Source organism: Ensifer aridi (assembly GCF_002078505.1).
GTDB classification, from domain to species: Bacteria; Pseudomonadota; Alphaproteobacteria; order Rhizobiales; family Rhizobiaceae; genus Sinorhizobium; species Sinorhizobium aridi.
In genome coordinates, this window is the sequence record NZ_LUAV01000037.1 from 15045 (window position 1) to 31256 (window position 16212).

General features: G+C 62.2%; 16 protein-coding genes. 13 read left to right on the forward strand and 3 right to left on the reverse strand.

Going from position 1 to position 16212, the window contains the following annotated elements; translation table 11 throughout:
- The first annotated feature begins 45 nt into the window (after nt 1–45).
- The 13 genes from AYK65_RS27935 to AYK65_RS27995 all read left to right on the forward strand — a co-directional run bounded on the left by AYK65_RS27935 (nt 46) and on the right by AYK65_RS27995 (nt 13188).
- Nucleotides 46–888, forward strand: a complete 843-nt coding sequence (locus AYK65_RS27935; protein ID WP_026615071.1) for a class I fructose-bisphosphate aldolase — start codon at nt 46–48, stop codon at nt 886–888.
- A gap of 59 nt (nt 889–947) precedes the next feature.
- Nucleotides 948–2477, forward strand: a complete 1530-nt coding sequence (locus AYK65_RS27940) for an FGGY-family carbohydrate kinase (RefSeq protein WP_026615072.1) — start codon at nt 948–950, stop codon at nt 2475–2477.
- Nucleotides 2474–4096, forward strand: coding sequence for a GMC family oxidoreductase (locus tag AYK65_RS27945; RefSeq protein ID WP_081162484.1), 1623 nt, complete (start codon nt 2474–2476; stop codon nt 4094–4096). Before AYK65_RS27940 ends, AYK65_RS27945 begins: the two co-directional genes overlap by 4 nt.
- Nucleotides 4097–4356: 260 nt before the next feature.
- Nucleotides 4357–4623 carry a DUF2277 domain-containing protein gene (locus AYK65_RS27950; protein WP_026615074.1) on the forward strand — a complete coding sequence of 89 codons (267 nt, stop codon included), beginning with the start codon at nt 4357–4359 and terminating at the stop codon, nt 4621–4623.
- A gap of 121 nt (nt 4624–4744) precedes the next feature.
- Entirely contained in the window at nt 4745–5287 is a 543-nt protein-coding gene (locus AYK65_RS27955; RefSeq protein WP_026615075.1) for a DUF4334 domain-containing protein, read from the forward strand.
- A 262-nt stretch (nt 5288–5549) separates the two neighbouring features.
- Nucleotides 5550–6641: a glycosyltransferase family 4 protein gene (locus AYK65_RS27960; RefSeq protein ID WP_081162487.1), complete on the forward strand. Its 1092-nt coding sequence runs from the start codon at nt 5550–5552 to the stop codon at nt 6639–6641.
- A 10-nt stretch (nt 6642–6651) separates the two neighbouring features.
- Nucleotides 6652–7266, forward strand: a complete 615-nt coding sequence (locus AYK65_RS27965; protein WP_051440537.1) for an exopolysaccharide biosynthesis protein — start codon at nt 6652–6654, stop codon at nt 7264–7266.
- Nucleotides 7267–7461: 195 nt separating this feature from the next.
- Entirely contained in the window at nt 7462–7674 is a 213-nt protein-coding gene (locus tag AYK65_RS27970) for a hypothetical protein (protein ID WP_026615078.1), read from the forward strand.
- A 192-nt stretch (nt 7675–7866) separates the two neighbouring features.
- Nucleotides 7867–8829 carry a galactofuranose ABC transporter, galactofuranose-binding protein YtfQ gene (gene ytfQ / locus AYK65_RS27975; RefSeq protein ID WP_046116737.1) on the forward strand — a complete coding sequence of 321 codons (963 nt, stop codon included), beginning with the start codon at nt 7867–7869 and terminating at the stop codon, nt 8827–8829.
- Nucleotides 8830–8924: 95 nt separating this feature from the next.
- On the forward strand, nt 8925–10439 hold the full coding sequence (ytfR, locus tag AYK65_RS27980; RefSeq protein WP_026615080.1) for a galactofuranose ABC transporter, ATP-binding protein YtfR: 1515 nt from the start codon (nt 8925–8927) through the stop codon (nt 10437–10439).
- Complete coding sequence (locus AYK65_RS27985) at nt 10436–11461, forward strand: ABC transporter permease (protein WP_046116739.1); 1026 nt, start codon at nt 10436–10438, stop codon at nt 11459–11461. The genes ytfR and AYK65_RS27985 overlap by 4 nt, the downstream gene beginning before the upstream one ends.
- Nucleotides 11458–12426 (forward strand): galactofuranose ABC transporter, permease protein YjfF, encoded by a 969-nt coding sequence (gene yjfF / locus AYK65_RS27990; RefSeq protein WP_026615082.1) that lies wholly within the window; start codon nt 11458–11460, stop codon nt 12424–12426. Before AYK65_RS27985 ends, yjfF begins: the two co-directional genes overlap by 4 nt.
- A 21-nt stretch (nt 12427–12447) precedes the next feature.
- The gene (locus tag AYK65_RS27995; protein WP_026619842.1) at nt 12448–13188 is read left to right on the forward strand and encodes a FadR/GntR family transcriptional regulator; all 741 of its coding nucleotides are present in this window, start codon (nt 12448–12450) and stop codon (nt 13186–13188) included.
- Nucleotides 13189–13336: 148 nt separating this feature from the next.
- Here the strand turns inward: AYK65_RS27995 and AYK65_RS28000 are convergent, their stop codons facing one another.
- From AYK65_RS28000 to AYK65_RS28010, 3 genes are read right to left on the reverse strand one after another with little or no spacing between them, the layout of a single operon-like run.
- A complete protein-coding gene (locus AYK65_RS28000; RefSeq protein WP_026615084.1) occupies nt 13337–14473 on the reverse strand; it encodes an ABC transporter ATP-binding protein in 1137 nt (378 codons plus the stop codon).
- Nucleotides 14470–15297 (reverse strand): carbohydrate ABC transporter permease, encoded by an 828-nt coding sequence (locus AYK65_RS28005; protein WP_081162490.1) that lies wholly within the window; start codon nt 15295–15297, stop codon nt 14470–14472. The genes AYK65_RS28000 and AYK65_RS28005 overlap by 4 nt, the downstream gene beginning before the upstream one ends.
- Complete coding sequence (locus tag AYK65_RS28010; protein WP_081162493.1) at nt 15294–16196, reverse strand: carbohydrate ABC transporter permease; 903 nt, start codon at nt 16194–16196, stop codon at nt 15294–15296. The genes AYK65_RS28005 and AYK65_RS28010 overlap by 4 nt, the downstream gene beginning before the upstream one ends.
- Nucleotides 16197–16212: the final 16 nt, after the last annotated feature.

The window sequence follows — 16212 nt, forward strand, 5'->3', positions numbered from 1 at the left end:
GGCCTCCCAGAGGCGGCCCGCGCAAAATATGAAGAGGAGAATGCCATGAAAAACAATCGCAAGGTGCGAATCAACCGCCTGTTTAACGGCGGACGCTGCCTGGATGTGGCGATCGATCACGGGGTCTGCAACGAACCGTCCTTCCTGAGCGGGTTGGAAGATATGGAGGGTGTGATCAGGGCGCTCGTAGGAGCCGCACCGGACGCGATCCAGATGAATTACGGCCAGGCCGACCTGCTGCAGGAACTGCCGGGCAAGGACAAGCCGGCGCTCGTCATGCGCATCGACATGGGCAATCCCTATAACCGGACCCGCCACCGCGACATGTGGGCGGTGTTGCAGAACGAGGCCGAGCCGCTGATCGGGGCGCTGCAGATGGATGCGGCGTGCGTCGTCGTCAATCTCTTCATGCTGCCGGACGAGCCGGATTTGTTCCGCCAATGCGTCCAGAACATCGCGCGCGTCCGAGCCGATTGCGAGAAATACGGCATGCCGCTGATGATCGAGCCGCTCGTCATGCAGCCGGTCACCGAGCATGGCGGCTACATGGTCGACGGCGACGCGGAGAAGATCGTCACCTTGACCCGCCTCGCCCGAGAGATGGGCGCCGACATCATCAAGGCGGACCCGACCACCCACGCGGAAGACTTCCATCGAGTCGTGGAGACAGCGCGTTGCCCGGTGCTCGTGCGCGGGGGCGGCAAGGAGGATCTCCGCGCCGTATTCGACAAGTCGGCAGCCTTGATGAAGCAGGGCGCGATGGGCATGGTCTACGGGCGCAACATCTACCAGCACTCCAATCCGAACGCCGTGGTGCGCGGATTGATGGCGATCGTGCACGAGAACGCGAGCGGCGAGGACGCCTTCGCACTTTACCGGCAAGGCTGACAAGAGGCGGTAGAGGGAAAGTGTGTGCGGCCGCAACCGGACCTTGGGAGGGGTTCAGCATGGGAGACTATCTGTTGGGGCTCGACGCCGGCAACACCGTCATCAAGGCGGTGATCTTCGACCGGGAGGGCAATGAAATCGCTTCAGCCTCGGCCGAAGGCCACAGCCGCATGCCCTCCCCCGGTCATGTCGAGCGCGGCCTGGACGAGCTTTGGGAAAATGCGCGTCGAGTCATCCGTACCTGTGTCGATGAGGCGGGGATCGACGCAGGCGAAATCGCTGCAATCGGTTGCGCCGGCCATGGCAATGGCCTCTATGCGCTCGATCGCCATGGACGACCGCTTCTCGGCATCCAGTCGCTCGATACGCGGGCGGCGGCTCTAGTCGAGCAATGGCAGTCGGAAGGCGTCGGTGACCGCACCTATCCGATCGGAAGGCAGCGGCCATGGCCCTCGCAGACGCCGACCTTGCTCGCCTGGCTAAAACGGCACCGGCCGGAGATCTTCGAAAAGATCGGCACCGTCTTCCTCTGCAAGGACTTCATCGTCAACCGGCTGACGGGCGCACGCGTCAGCGATGTCTCGGACATGACCGGTTGCGGCCTGCTCGATGTCGCCGGCCGGCGCTACGATCGGGCGCTGATGGCGGCCTACGGCCTTGCCGATAGTATGGACCTTCTGCCGCCGCTCCTCGAGAGCGCCGACATCGCCGGCCGCGTCACGGACGAGGGGGCCGCCGAAACAAGCCTTGCTGCCGGGACGCCGGTCGTCGGCGGCCTTTTCGACGTGGTAGCTTCGGCAATCGGCTCGGGCGTTACCCGCACCGGCGCGGCTTCCGTCATCGCCGGCACCTGGAGCATCAACCAGGTGATCATCGATCGCCCCGAGCTCGACGGACCGGTCTTCATGTCCTCCACGTTCGACCGCGACCGCTACATGGCGATCGAGTCGAGCGCGACCTCGGCCGCAAATCTCGAATGGCTAGTGCGCGAGTTCTTTTCCGAGCCGCGCTCCGACGGGCGGTCGCCCTTCGACCTCTGCTGCGAGCTGGCTTCGGCGTGCGCTCCGTCTTCCGACGATCCGCTCTACCACCCTTATCTCTATGGCGCGCAGCAGGATGGCAATGCCCGGGCTGGCTTCTACGGCATCGCCGGCTGGCACACCAAGGCCCACCTCGTCCGCGCCGTGCTTGAAGGCGTCGCCTTCGGTCATCGCCAGCACATCGAGACGATGCGGGCGGCGGGCGCGAGCTTCGACCAGGCGGTGCTCTCCGGCGGCGGGTCGCGCAGCCTCGTGTGGCCCCAGATCTTTGCCGACGTGCTCGGCGTCCCGGTCTCCGTCGCCCGCTCGCGCGAGACGGGTGCCTTGGGGGCGGCTGTGGCTGCCGGCACCGGGGTCGGCATCTTCGCCGACTTCGCCGAGGGAGCGACCGCAATGGTGAGAACCGAGCGGCACTACCGCCCGGATACCGCGCTCGAAGCGCATTATGCCAGGCGATATGCCCTCTATCGGGAGATTGCCGATGTGATGGCACCAGTCTGGCGGCGGCTTTCCGCGTCGCAAACTCTGACGACGGGAGCTGCAGCGTGAACGGGCGTGCGGACGACATTGCCGCCGATGCGGGCAGCTACGATTTCATTGTCGTCGGCGCGGGTTCCGCAGGCTGCGTCCTGGCGAACCGGCTTTCGGCCGATCCGAGAAACCGCGTCTTGCTGCTGGAGGCCGGCGGCAGCGATCGCTATCACTGGGTGCATGTACCGATCGGCTATCTCTACTGCATGGGCAACCCGCGCACCGACTGGATGATGAGAACGGCTGCGGAGCCCGGCCTCAACGGCCGTGCCCTGCCCTACCCCCGCGGCAAAGTACTCGGTGGCTGCTCCTCGATCAACGGCATGATCTACATGCGCGGCCAGGCGGCCGACTACGACGGTTGGCGCCAGGCGGGGAATACCGGCTGGGGCTGGGACGATGTGCTGCCCTATTTCCTCAAGTCCGAGGACAATTACCGCGGCAAGTCTGCCATGCACGGCGCCAGCGGAGAATGGCGCGTCGAACGGCAGCGCCTGTCCTGGCCGATCCTCGATGCCTTCCGCGACGCGGCGCAAGAGCTCGGCATTCCGAAGGTGGACGATTTCAACACCGGCGACAACGAGGGGTCGGGATATTTCGAGGTGAATCAGCGTGGCGGTGTGCGTTGGAACACGACCAAGGCCTTCCTGCGCCCGGCGATGAAGCGACCCAATCTCCGGGTGCTGACGAGCGCGGAGACGGAGCGTCTCGCCTTCGACGGCCGGCAGCTGAAAGGCGTGCGCTTTCGCATGAATGGCCGGATGCACCTCGCAAGCGCCACGCGGGAGGTCATCCTCTCGGCCGGCGCGATCAACTCGCCGAAGATTCTGGAGCTGTCCGGGATCGGCAGGCCCGATGTCCTTTCGGCCGCCGGCATTGAGATAGCGCACGCCCTGCCAGGCGTCGGCGAAAATCTGCAGGATCACTTGCAGATCCGCACCGTCTTCCGGATCGATGGGGCGAAGACGCTCAACCAACTCTACCACAACATCTTCTCCCGGGCGGGAATGGGGCTCGAATATATCCTCAGACGCTCCGGCCCTTTGTCGATGGCGCCAAGCCAGCTCGGCATTTTTGCCAAGAGCGATCCGGCCGTCGCCACCGCCGACCTCGAATACCATGTCCAGCCGCTCAGCACCGATCGGCTGGGGGAGCCGCTGCACAAGTTTCCGGCCGTGACCGTCTCCGTCTGCAATCTTCGCCCCGAGAGCCGCGGGAGCGTGCACGTGGTGGACCAATCCCCCGCTGCCGCACCCGACATCCGCCCGAACTACCTGTCGACGGTCGGCGATCGGCTCCTCGCCGCCAAGGCGATCCGCCACGCCCGAAGCCTGATGGCCACCAACTCGATCGCGAGATTCCGACCGACGGAAATGTTGCCGGGGGTGGAGTTCCAGACAGACGAGGAACTGATCCGTCGGGCCGGCGATATCGCCACCACCATCTTCCATCCGGTCGGCACCTGCAAGATGGGCGGGGATCCGCTGGCCGTGGTCGATTCCTCGCTCAAGGTACACGGGCTTGGCGGCCTGCGTGTCGTCGATGCCTCGATCATGCCGGCTATTGTCTCCGGCAACACCAACTCTCCGGTCATCATGATCGCTGAAAAGGCCGCAGAGATTATTCTTCAGCAATGAAGGCGACATCGGGCGTGTCGCAGGCGCCAAACGCACACGCGCCAGGAGCTAACACTGAAGCGCCTCGAATATGCCGTTCCACATCGGATATACGGAGGGGCGCCAGATACGGCGCGCGCGTCTTATCAGACGCGCAAGGGTCGCTGCAGCACTTTGATTGCTGTATGTTTCATCCTTAAGTCGGTCGCGATTTAAGGGAGCATGCAGTAGCCGCCCTGCCCTCACGGTTGGAGGGAAATGAAGATGACCTGGAGCAAGCGATGTGCCGAAACATAAAACCCTTGTTCAATTTCGATCCGCCGGCAACGGACGAGGAAATCCATGACGCCGCGCTGCAGTTCGTGCGAAAGCTGAGCGGAACGACCAGGCCGTCGAAGCGCAACGAGGCGGCATTCGAGCGCGCCGTGAGTTCGATTGCGGCATGCGCTCGCGAACTGCTCGATTCGCTCGAGACCGCGCAACCGCCACGCAACCGCGAGGAAGAAGCCGCAAAAGCGCGCGCGAGATCGGCGACCCGGTTCGCGTGAACGTACCTGCAGTCGGGCCATTGCAAGCTGGGTTCCTGGAGCGTCGCCGACTGGGGAACAGCCAGTGTCGACGCTCGTTCCCATGTTACCCAGCGACCACATGCCTTTGGGTCGAGCTGTTATGACCGATCGGATGACGTTCCCATCAGAGGATGCGGCCTTCACCTATTTCGATAGTCTTCAACCGGTGTCCGTCGAGGAATTGATCGGCCTCTGGAAAGGAAGCGAAGTACCTAGTGGGCACCCGTTCGATGGAGTGCTGGAAAATCTGGAATGGTACGGAAAGCGTTTCCGCGCCGACATGCGCGCCGATGCCCTCTTGTTCAAGAAGAGTGTTAACCGCCTGGTGCCGATCGATCCCTCTGCAATTCCCCTCAATCTCGCTTTCCGTTTCCATCGACTGGGTCGTACGAAGGCCGCCAGAAATCTGTTCTCCCATCTGCTGAAGCACCTGCGTGCGAGAGGTCCGGTCGCTTCGATACGAACGATGGGCTTCCGCGGCAAGGTCAGCGCGGCGATGGTTTACGATAGCAAGCCGATCATCGATCATTTCAGAAGGATCGATGCCGAGAGGGTGCTTGGGGTTATGACCATACAAGGACACCACGGGCATTTCTTCTTTCAGCTCGAGCGCGTGAAGGAGCCTCGCCTCTCATATCTCTAAAGTACCGTCTGGCGGGTGTGACTTCGTGGCTCGGCAATCGCGAGTCTGGCGGGGTTTGCAACAACTCACGACCGGAAGATTTGCGTCGAGCGTAAGCCTGCAACTACCCCCGGCAACCATAAGTGCGGACATGAAGGCCATCGCCGCAAGCACGGCGGGCAACAGGGAACAAGAGCGGCTTTCTGGCAATTGTGCAGAATGACATCGTGCTTGCCGTTTTGAACGCGGGCCGGTCGGATTCCATCGAGCCAGGAGCTTAACGATGAAAATTGCGCAGATCGCCCCCCTTGCAGAGCGGGTCCCGCCAAAGCTTTACGGAGGAACTGAGCGAATTGTTTCCTACCTCACCGAAGAACTCGTGAGGCTGGGCCACGACGTGACCCTCTTTGCCAGCGGCGATTCGCTCACCACGGCCAAACTGGTGCCCTGTTCCGATGTGGCACTGAGGCTCAACCCGGAGGTCCTTGACTTCCTTCCTTATCACGTCGCAATGGTAGAAGAGGTCCGCAGTCGCGCGGACGAGTTCGACGTACTGCATTTTCACATCGAGTTTCTGCACTTTCCGTTGATCAGGGATTTTGCGGACCGCACTGTAACGACACTGCATGCGCGGCTCGATCTGCCCGATCTCCAGCCCTTCTATCGTGCCTTCCCGGATATCCCGGTGGTGTCCATTTCGGAGAACCAGCGGTTGCCGATGCCTCCGGTCAATTGGCGAGGCACCGTTCATCATGGCCTCGATCCGAACGTGCTGCCGTTCACGCAAACGCCCAGCGGAAACTATTTGGCGTTCCTGGGGCGCATTTCGCCGGAAAAAGGTCCGGACCGAGCGATCGAGATCGCCGCGCGAGCCGGCATGCCCCTCAAGATCGCCGCAAAGGTGGACGCTCAAGACCGCGACTATTGGGAGGCGGTCGTCGAACCCCTCGTCGCACGCCATTCGAACGTCGAGTTCATCGGTGAAATCGATGAATCTCAAAAGGCGGACTTCCTCGGTAACGCCGCAACACTGCTGTTCCCGATAGACTGGCCGGAACCATTCGGCCTCGTCATGATCGAAGCAATGGCCTGCGGCACCCCGGTGCTCGCCTTTCGCTACGGTTCCGCGCCCGAAGTCATCGAGGACGGTGTCTCGGGTATCCTGGTCGATACGCTGGAAGAAGCCGTCGAAAGCCTCGGGCGGACGCTGGAGCTCGACCGACAGAAGGTGCGCCAGAGCTTCGACAGGCGCTTCACCGCCGAGCGGATGACACGCGACTACCTCGAGATCTACAAAAATCTCCCGGGTGCTCACAAGCACGCCACCTCGGCTCACTCGGAGGAGCGAAAGAGAGTTGGCCTCGAAGCTGCGTAAGGGAGAGGAATTGAACCGAGAGGGCGCGACCCGACCGACAGTGAATGACGGGCGATCCATCGGCGCGCTTGCGGACGCGTTGCTCACCGGTCCGGCGCGGCAAGCGCGGCTTTCCCTTGGGGAATTGCTCCGCCTCATAGGCGACCGGAGTTTTGGCGCCGTACTGGTACTGGCTGCCGGTACGAATTTGTCCCCCGCGGGAATGGTCCCGACGGTTTCGACAGTGCTCGCCGGTGTGGTTGCTTTCACTTCTTTGCAGATTGTTGCCGGGCTGCAGCATATTTGGTTGCCGCGCTTCCTCCGCCAGAAAACCGTATCCCGGCGAATCGTAGAGTCCACAGGCCGGACGATGAAAACATGGTCCTCCTGGCTGGACCCCTGGTTGACGCGCGGGCTGCATCCGCTTGCCCGCAAGCCCTTTGATCGAGTTGCTGCCCTCATTTGCATCTTGCTCTCGCTGACCGTCCCGTTTCTGGAATTCTTTCCCTGGGTGACCAACGTGCCCATGACGATCATTGCTATCTTCGGGCTCGGACTGCTGGTCAGGAACGGACTTCTGATGGGCGTTGGTTTCGCTGCCAGCCTCATCCTTGCTTATTTCGTCTACCGGCTGCTCTCGTCGTAATGCGAGCAGCCGCCGCGAACACCTCTTGATTCGCCATATCCGGTGTTGCCACTTAGTCGTTGTCAAAACATCATATTCTCGTCTCGTTAGTGAAAACGGAGTATGAATTAGAGTCGCCATGTCCGGGAACGTCCAGGAGTTCGTAGCGTTTTTGCAGACGAGCTGGTTTCCCGAAGCTAGACCTGGAGTTGAGCCATGGAACTCACGAATGCGCGTAGACTTGCGAGCGAGTATCTGCGACTCGGCGGCCATCGCCGTGTGGTCATCGACGATAACCAGACATCGATAAGAAGTTGGGAAGAGGAACCCGCTGAGGCGGAAGCGTTCTGGAAGCAGAACGTCGAAACCCTGGCCCCCGAAAGGCAGCGCGAAGTGGAGCTTTTCCTTCCGACAATCAATCGCGCCTGAGTCGCTGGTAATGCACCGCCTGCGCCGGCAGGCGAGCTCGCCTCGCCGGCTGGAAATGCAGCCTTGGGCCTACAGCCTGTGGGTGAATTCAAGGATACAGCACGGCGACATCAAATGTGAGTTTACAAAAGTAATATAATATGATTTTTTCTCACTGGCTGCATGGAGTGCAGCGTTCTTTGGGAGGAAATCATGAAATTTCGCAAAGCACTCGCGAGTGCCACGATCCTTGCCGCCTGCATGTTCGGTAGCGCCTCGGCCGCGGAACTGGTTGTCGGCTTTTCCCAGATCGGATCGGAGTCCGGCTGGCGCGCGGCGGAGACGACACTGACGAAACAGCAGGCCGAGCAGCGCGGCATCGACCTCAAGTTCGCCGATGCGCAGCAGAAGCAGGAAAACCAGATCAAGGCGATCCGCTCCTTCATCGCCCAGGGCGTGAACGCGATCCTGCTCGCGCCCGTCGTCGCCACCGGCTGGGACGAGGTGCTGCAGGAAGCCAAGGACGCGGAAATCCCCGTCATCCTGCTCGACCGCACCGTCGACGCCTCGAAGGATCTCTATCTGACTGCGGTGACCTCCGACCTCGTCCATGAAGGCAATGTGGCCGGCAAGTGGCTGGTCGACACCGTCGCCGGCAAGCCTTGCAACGTCGTCGAGCTTCAGGGCACGACAGGCTCCTCGCCCGCCATCGACCGCAAGAAGGGCTTCGAAGCGGCGCTCGCTGGCAAGGATAACCTGAAGATCATCCGCAGCCAGACCGGTGACTTCACCCGCACAAAGGGCAAGGAAGTCATGGAAAGCTTCCTGAAGGCCGAGGATGGCGGCAAGAACATCTGCGCGCTCTACGCCCACAACGACGACATGGCCGTGGGCGCCATCCAGGCAATCAAGGAAGCCGGCCTGAAGCCGGGCAAAGACATCCTGGTCGTCTCGATCGACGCGGTTCCGGATATCTTCCAGGCGATGGCGGCCGGCGAGGCCAACGCGACCGTCGAGCTCACGCCGAACATGGCGGGCCCGGCCTTCGATGCGCTTGCTGCCTATCTCAAGGATGGCAAGGAGCCGCCGAAGTGGATCCAGACGGAATCGAAGCTCTACACGCAGGCTGACGATCCGATGAAGGTCTACGAGGAAAAGAAGGGCCTCGGTTACTGATCTCGCTTGCGGCCCGCGCCCATCGACGGCGCGGGCCGTCCCCTGCCCCGGGCACCCGTCTCCGCCGAGCGGGTGGCATTTCTGAGACGGTATCCATGCAGACCAGCGACAACATTCTTTCCGCCAGCCGGATAGAGAAGGGCTTCCCCGGCACAAGGGCGCTCGACAAGGTCGATTTTCACCTCCGGCGCGGCGAAGTTCACGCGCTTCTCGGGGAGAACGGCGCCGGCAAATCCACGCTCATCAAGTGCCTCACCGGCGCCTACCGGCGGGACGGCGGCAGCATTCTGCTCGACGGCGCCGAGGTGGACCCGCGCGACACCTTCGACGCCCAGAGGCTCGGGATCGGGACGGTCTACCAGGAAGTCAATCTGCTGCCGAACCTCACCGTCGCCGAAAACCTCTTCCTCGGGCGTCAGCCGCGCCGCTTTGGCATGATCGACACCAAGGCGATGAACCGCAGGGCGCGCGAGCTCCTCGCGGAATACGAGCTCGAGCTCGATGTCACGCGCGATCTAGCAAGCTATTCCGTGGCGATCCAGCAGGTCGTGGCGATCGCCCGCGCCGTCGATCTTTCCGGCAAGGTGCTGATTCTCGACGAGCCGACGGCCAGCCTCGACGCGCACGAGGTCGCGATGCTCTTCCGTATCGTCCGGCGTCTCAAGGCGCGCGGGCTCGGCATTGTCTTCATCACCCATTTTCTCGAGCAGGTCTACGAAATCGCCGACCGCATCACGGTGCTCAGGAACGGACAGGTCGTCGGAACCCGCGACACGGCCGAGCTCACGCGACGCGATCTCATCGCGATGATGATCGGCCGGGAACTGGCGGCCGAAATTCAATCGGCGCGGCCGGATGCCGTCGAAGGAGAGCCGCGTTACAGCTTCCGGAATTACGGCCGCAGGGGACATGTCGCCCCCTTCGATCTCGATGTCCGCGCCGGCGAGGTCGTTGGCATGGCTGGTCTCCTCGGCTCGGGACGCACGGAGACGGCCGAAATCCTCTTTGGTGCCCATCGCGCCGACAGCGGAACGGCCGAGATCGATGGGCGACCGGTCAATCTTTCGTCGCCCCGCGCCGCCATCCGTCGGAAGTTCGGCTTCTGCCCGGAGGACCGCAAGACCGCCGGCATCGTCGGCGACCTCTCTGTGCGGGAGAACATCGTGCTCGCGCTGCAGGCGAGACGCGGCTGGACACGGCCGATCTCGCGTGCGGAACAGAACCGGCTGGCCGACCACTATATCCGCGCGCTCGACATCCGAACCGCGGATCGCGAGAAGCCGATCAAGCTGCTTTCCGGCGGCAACCAGCAGAAGGCCATTCTCGCCCGTTGGCTCGCGACCGAACCGGAACTCCTCATCCTCGATGAGCCGACACGGGGCATCGATGTCGGTGCGCATGCAGAAATCGTCAGGCTCATCGAAACCCTGCGCGAGAAAGGCATGTCGCTGATCGTCATCTCGTCGGAGCTCGAGGAGCTCGTCGCCTACAGCACGCGCATCGTCGTCCTTCGCGACCGTGCTCACGTCGCCGAATTGAGCGGCGACCGTATTACCGCGCATCAGATCGTCGAAGCGATTGCCGCGGCCAATGAAAGAGGGGCATCGTGATCTCGATCGTCAGGACCTATCTCACCCGGCTGCTGCCGCAACTCATCGCTCTGGCGACGATCGTTGCAGCGGTTTCAATCGTCTTTCCCGGTTTCCTCAACCTCGAGATCCAGAACGGACGCCTCTATGGCAGCCTGATCGACATCCTCAATCGCGGTGCACCCGTTGTCCTCTTGGCGATCGGCATGACCGTCGTTATCGCCACCAAAGGTATTGACCTCTCCGTCGGCGCCGTCATGGCGATCTGCGGCGCGGTTGCCGCCTCGCTGATCACCTCGGGCCATTCGCTGGGCGTGACGCTGCTCGCTACGCTCGCCGTCGGTGTCCTTTGCGGCGTCTGGAACGGGATCCTCGTGGCGGTCCTCGACATTCAACCGATCATCGCGACACTGGTGCTGATGGTCGCGGGACGCGGCATCGCGCAGCTCATCACGGAAGGCGCCATCCTCACCTTCAATGATGCCGGCCTCATCTTCATCGGCAGTGGCTCCTTCGCCGGCCTGCCCATGCCGGTGGTCATCTGGCTCCTATTCGGCGTCCTCGTAGCGCTCGTCGTCCGACGATCTGCGCTCGGCATGCTGATCGAGGCCGTCGGCGTCAATCGGGAGGCAAGCTCGCTGTCTGGCGTGCTCACTCCGGTCCTTCTGATCGCGGCTTATGTGCTCTCGGGCCTATGCGCTGCGATCGCCGGCATCATCGCCGCCGCCGACATCAAGGGGGCCGACGCCAACAATGCCGGGCTCTGGCTGGAGCTCGACGCCATCCTGGCCGTCGTCGTCGGCGGCACTTCGCTTCTAGGGGGACGCTTCAGTATCGCTGCCTCGGTGCTCGGCGCGATCATCATTCAGGCGATCAATACCGGCATCCTCCTTTCCGGCTTCCCGCCCGAGTTCAACCTCATCATCAAGGCGGCGATCATCGTCTTTATCCTGGTGTTGCAGTCGCCGCGCTTCCGCACCGCTTTCACATTCCTGAGTATTCCGCGGGCCGCCGGAAAACCGACCGAGCGAGAAGCAAAATGAAGCAGAAATATCTTCCGCTTACGGCGACGATCTTAATCTTCTTGTTGAGCTACGCGCTCTGCGTCGCGCAATACCCGAACATGCTTTCGACGCGGGTGATCGGCAATCTTCTGACCGACAATGCCTTCCTCGGTATCGCCGCCGTCGGCATGACCTTCGTCATCCTCTCCGGCGGCATCGATCTCTCGGTCGGCGCGGTAATCGCCTTCACCGGTGTCTTCCTCGCCGTCGTACTGGAGCATGGCGGCATGCATCCGCTCGTCGCCTTCGCCCTCGTCCTCGCGATCACCACCGCCTTCGGTGCGCTGATGGGAGCGATCATCCATTATCTGGAAATGCCGGCCTTCATCGTCACGCTTGCGGGCATGTTTCTCGCCCGGGGCATGGCCTTCGTGCTCTCGATCGATTCCATTCCGATCAAGCATCCCTTCTACGCGACCCTGAAGGGGCTTTATTACAAGCTGCCGGGCGGAGGGCGGATCACGCTCATTGGCGGCCTGATGCTCGCCGTCTTCGCCATCGGAATCCTCATCGCACACCGCACCCGCTTCGGCACGAATGTTTATGCGCTCGGCGGCGGCACGGCGACGGCGAAGCTCATGGGCGTGCCGGTCGCCGCCACCACGGTCAGGATTTATGCCCTCTCGGGGCTGCTCGCCGGCCTCTCCGGCATCGTGTTCTCGCTTTACACCTCGGCCGGATACTCGCTCGCGGCGGTCGGCGTCGAGCTCGACGCGATTACCGCGGTCGTCATCGGCGGAACATTGCTCACCGGCGGTTCCGGCTTCGTCGCGGGAACGCTGGTCGGCATCTTCATCCAGGGGCTGATCCAGACCTACATCACCTTCGATGGATCGCTTTCGAGCTGGTGGACGAAGATCCTGATCGGTCTGCTTCTCTTTGCCTTCATCCTTCTGCAGAAGGGGATCATCCGCGTGTCCCGTCACGAGCGGCAACGCGCGTGACGAGGCGGAGGGCCGCCTGAGATGCGGGCAATCTTCGGCAACCGACCGGGCAAGCGCACGAGCCACAGGCTTGTCGTCGAAGAACTGGGCCAGGCGGTCGTCGGAGGGGAATTCGCCGTCGGCGACATCCTTCCCGGAGACATGGAACTCGCCGCACGCTTCAACGTATCCCGCACGGTCCTGCGCGAAGCGATGAAGACGCTTGCCGCAAAGGGGCTCGTCGTCGCCCGCGCGCGGATCGGCACGCGTGTCATGCCGCGCGCCAACTGGAACCTCTTCGACGGCGATGTACTTTCCTGGCATTTCAACGCGGGTGTCAACGAGGACTTCCTGCGCCACGTGGCCGAGGTGCGGCTAGCGCTCGAGCCCTATGCTGCGGGTCTTGCTGCGCAGCGTGCGACCGATGCGGACATTGCCCGGATGATGCGGCTCGCCGTCGCCATGGGTGATGCCGGCCACAGCGCGCAGACATTGGCCATGGCCGACCTCGAGTTCCATCTCCGCCTGCTCGAGGCCTCGCTCAACCCCTTCATGCGCACCGTCGGCAGCCTGATCGAGGCGGCGCTGATGGGCGTCTTCAGGCTCACAAGCCCGACAGCCGACGAGACGGAGATCGACCGCGTCGCCATTGCGCATATCCGTATCGTCGAGGAGATCGGGCGCCGCAACGAGGAAGGCGCACGTAGCGCAATGGAGCACGTGATCCGCGTTGGGCAAGAGCGACTGATCACGAATCTGAGGACGCAAGAGACCGGTCGGTGATGCGCTTTGCGCCCCCCGTTCCGCATCTCGACGTCCACTGCATGTGTCCCTAAATCCCATCCGATTTAAGGATGAAACATGCAACAATTCAAAAGTGCTACAGCGATCTTTGCGCGTCTGATTAGACGCGCAAGCTGTGAGATGTCCGCTATCTCACAGCCTGCGCCAAATGCAGGTGCCGAGGCGCACCGGCGTCGCCGCGCGCCCTCTCGGCCTCAAGCCGCTTGCCGGTTTCCGCATCGAAAAGATGAAGTTGCATCGTATCTATCGAGAGACCGATGATATCGCCGCCTCTCACATCGCCGCGCCCCGTTTCCACCACCGTCAACTCCGGCTGCGTCGCTGAGGTAATATAGGTGGCCGAGCCGGTCGATTCGACGACGCCAACCGGAACGTCGAAGGCGCCCTGCCCGGCAGCGACGATGCGGATGTGCTCCGGCCGGATGCCGGCAGTCACCGCGCGGCCGGGCGCGAGCGGGTCGGCAAGCGCGAGCCTCGCCTGTGTGGTCCCGAGGTTGAGAAGCACATGCGTGCCGTCCTCCCCGACGACCGCCGGGATGAAGTTCATCGCCGGCGAGCCGATGAAGCCCGCGACGAAGCGGTTGGCCGGCCTGTCGTAAAGGTCGAGCGGACGGCCCTGCTGCTCGATGACGCCATCTCGCATGACGACCACATGATCCGCCATGGTCATCGCCTCGATCTGATCGTGCGTGACATAGACCGAGGTCGCGTGCAGCCGATCGTGCAGCGCGCGGATCTCCTTGCGCATGTGCACGCGAAGCGCCGCGTCGAGATTCGAAAGCGGTTCGTCGAAGAGGAAGGCCTTTGGGTGGCGGATGATGGCGCGGCTCATCGCGACGCGTTGGCGCTGGCCGCCCGAAAGCTCGCGGGGATAGCGCTTCATCAGATGCGACAGGCCCGTGGTGGCCGCCACTTCTTCCGCGGCCTTACGGGCTTCCGCCTTCTTCACGCCGCGAATGCGCAGGCTGTAGGTGAGGTTCTCCTCGACGGTCATATGCGGATAGAGCGCATAGGACTGGAAGACCATCGCGACGTCTCGCTTGCGTGGCGGCACGTTGTTCATCAGTTGGCCGGCGATCTTCATTTCGCCGGTCGAGATCTTCTCAAGGCCGGCGAGCGAACGCAGCAGTGTGGACTTGCCACAGCCGGACGGACCGACGAGGGCGACGAAGGTCCCCTTCTCTATCGCAAGATTGATGTCTTTCAGCGCGTGGAAGGCACCGTAGTACTTGTTGACGCCGTTGAGCTCGATCTGAAGGGTCATTTGAGGGCTCCCGAAGTGAGGCCGGAAACGATGCGGCGCTGCAAGAGGACGAAGGCGGCGAGAACAGGCGTCACATAGATCGTCGCATAGGCCATGATGTTGTTCCATTCATTGGTGTTCGGTCCCATGAACGAGTTGAGACCTACGCTTGCCGGCTGCAGTTCGACCGCCTGGATCATCGACTTCGAATACACGAACTCGCCGAAGGCCTGCATGAAGATCAGGATCGCGCTAACGAGGATGCCATTCCTTGCAAGCGGCAGCACGATGTTGAAGAAGGCGCCGATGCGTGAATTGCCGTCGACAAGCGCCGCCTCCTCGAGCTCCATCGGCACGCTCATGAAAGTCGCCCTTACGAGGACGACGAAGAAGGGCATGCTCTTCGCGGCGATCGCCAGGATGACCGCGAAGCGCGGTGTATCCAGAAGGCCGAATTGCGAGAAGCCGACGAAGATCGGCGTCACCATCAGCGACGCCGGCAGCACCTGCAGCATCAGGATCAGGAACAGGCCGATATCCACCCAGGCATTGCGGTAGCGGGCGAGCACATAGGCGCAGCCGACACCGAGGACCGCAATGAGCGACACCGCACCCAAAGCGATGACCAGCGAGTTCCAAAGGTAGCGCCCCATGTTCCGGCTCTCCCAGACGAAGGCGTAGATGCCCCATTGCGGCTCACTGGGCAGAAATTTCGGTGGCGTCGCGAACATCGACGAACCGGTCTTCAGCGCGGTGATGTACATCCAGTAGAGCGGGAAAAGGTAGATGGCCGCGAGCAGCAACGCGACGGCGAGCATCACCCGATTGCGCAATTGATCACTCATCCTCGGACCTCATGTCGGGTGGAGCGCACATAGACGACGGAAGCGAGCATCACGAAGACGATCATGATCACCGAGATCGTCGCGCCCTTGGCGAAGTCGTATTGCCGGAACGAAAGGTCCCAGGCCCAATATTGCGTCACGTTGGACGAGTTGTTCGGTCCGCCCGAGGTGATGCCGGCGAAGAGGTCGAATTGCTGCAGGGTGAAGATCAGGCCGAGCGCGATGATCGCACCGATCGTCGAGCGCATCATCGGCAGGGTGATCGTGAAGAAGCGCTGCAGCGCGTTGGCTCCGTCAAGCTCGGCTGCCTCATAGAGGTCCTTCGGTATCCCCGACAGACCGACCGAAAGCAGGATCATGTTGAAGGACGTGCCTAGCCAGATATTGGCGATGATGACGGCCCAGAGAGAATAGTTCGGATCGGAGCGCCAGAAGATGTTGCCTTCGATGACACCCGTCTCCCGCAGGAGGAAGTTAAGGACGCCGAAATCGCCCGAGAGAATCCAGTTCCAGATCGCGCCTACGACCAGGCCGGGCATGACCCAGGAGACGAGGAAGAGCCCGCGAAGCCAGGACGCTCCCGGGAAATTCATCCAGAAGAAAAGAGCGAGGCCAAAGCCGATGAGGAATTGGCCAGCGATCGAAGAACTGACGAAAAGCGCCGTATTGAGGAGAATGGGCCGGGTTTCGGGCTGCGAGAACAGGTCGACATAGTTCTTGAAGCCGACGAAAGGTCGGACGAAGCTGCCGAGGCTGAACATGTCGACCTCCTGGAAACTCATCACAACGTTGTAGACGAGCGGCAGCCCGGACATGATGAACAGGAAGGCGAGCGGCAACAGGACGAGGCCTATGTCGAAGCCTTTCCCGTCCGTTACACTGGCTAGAATTCTCTTCATTGACTATCCCCCGTCC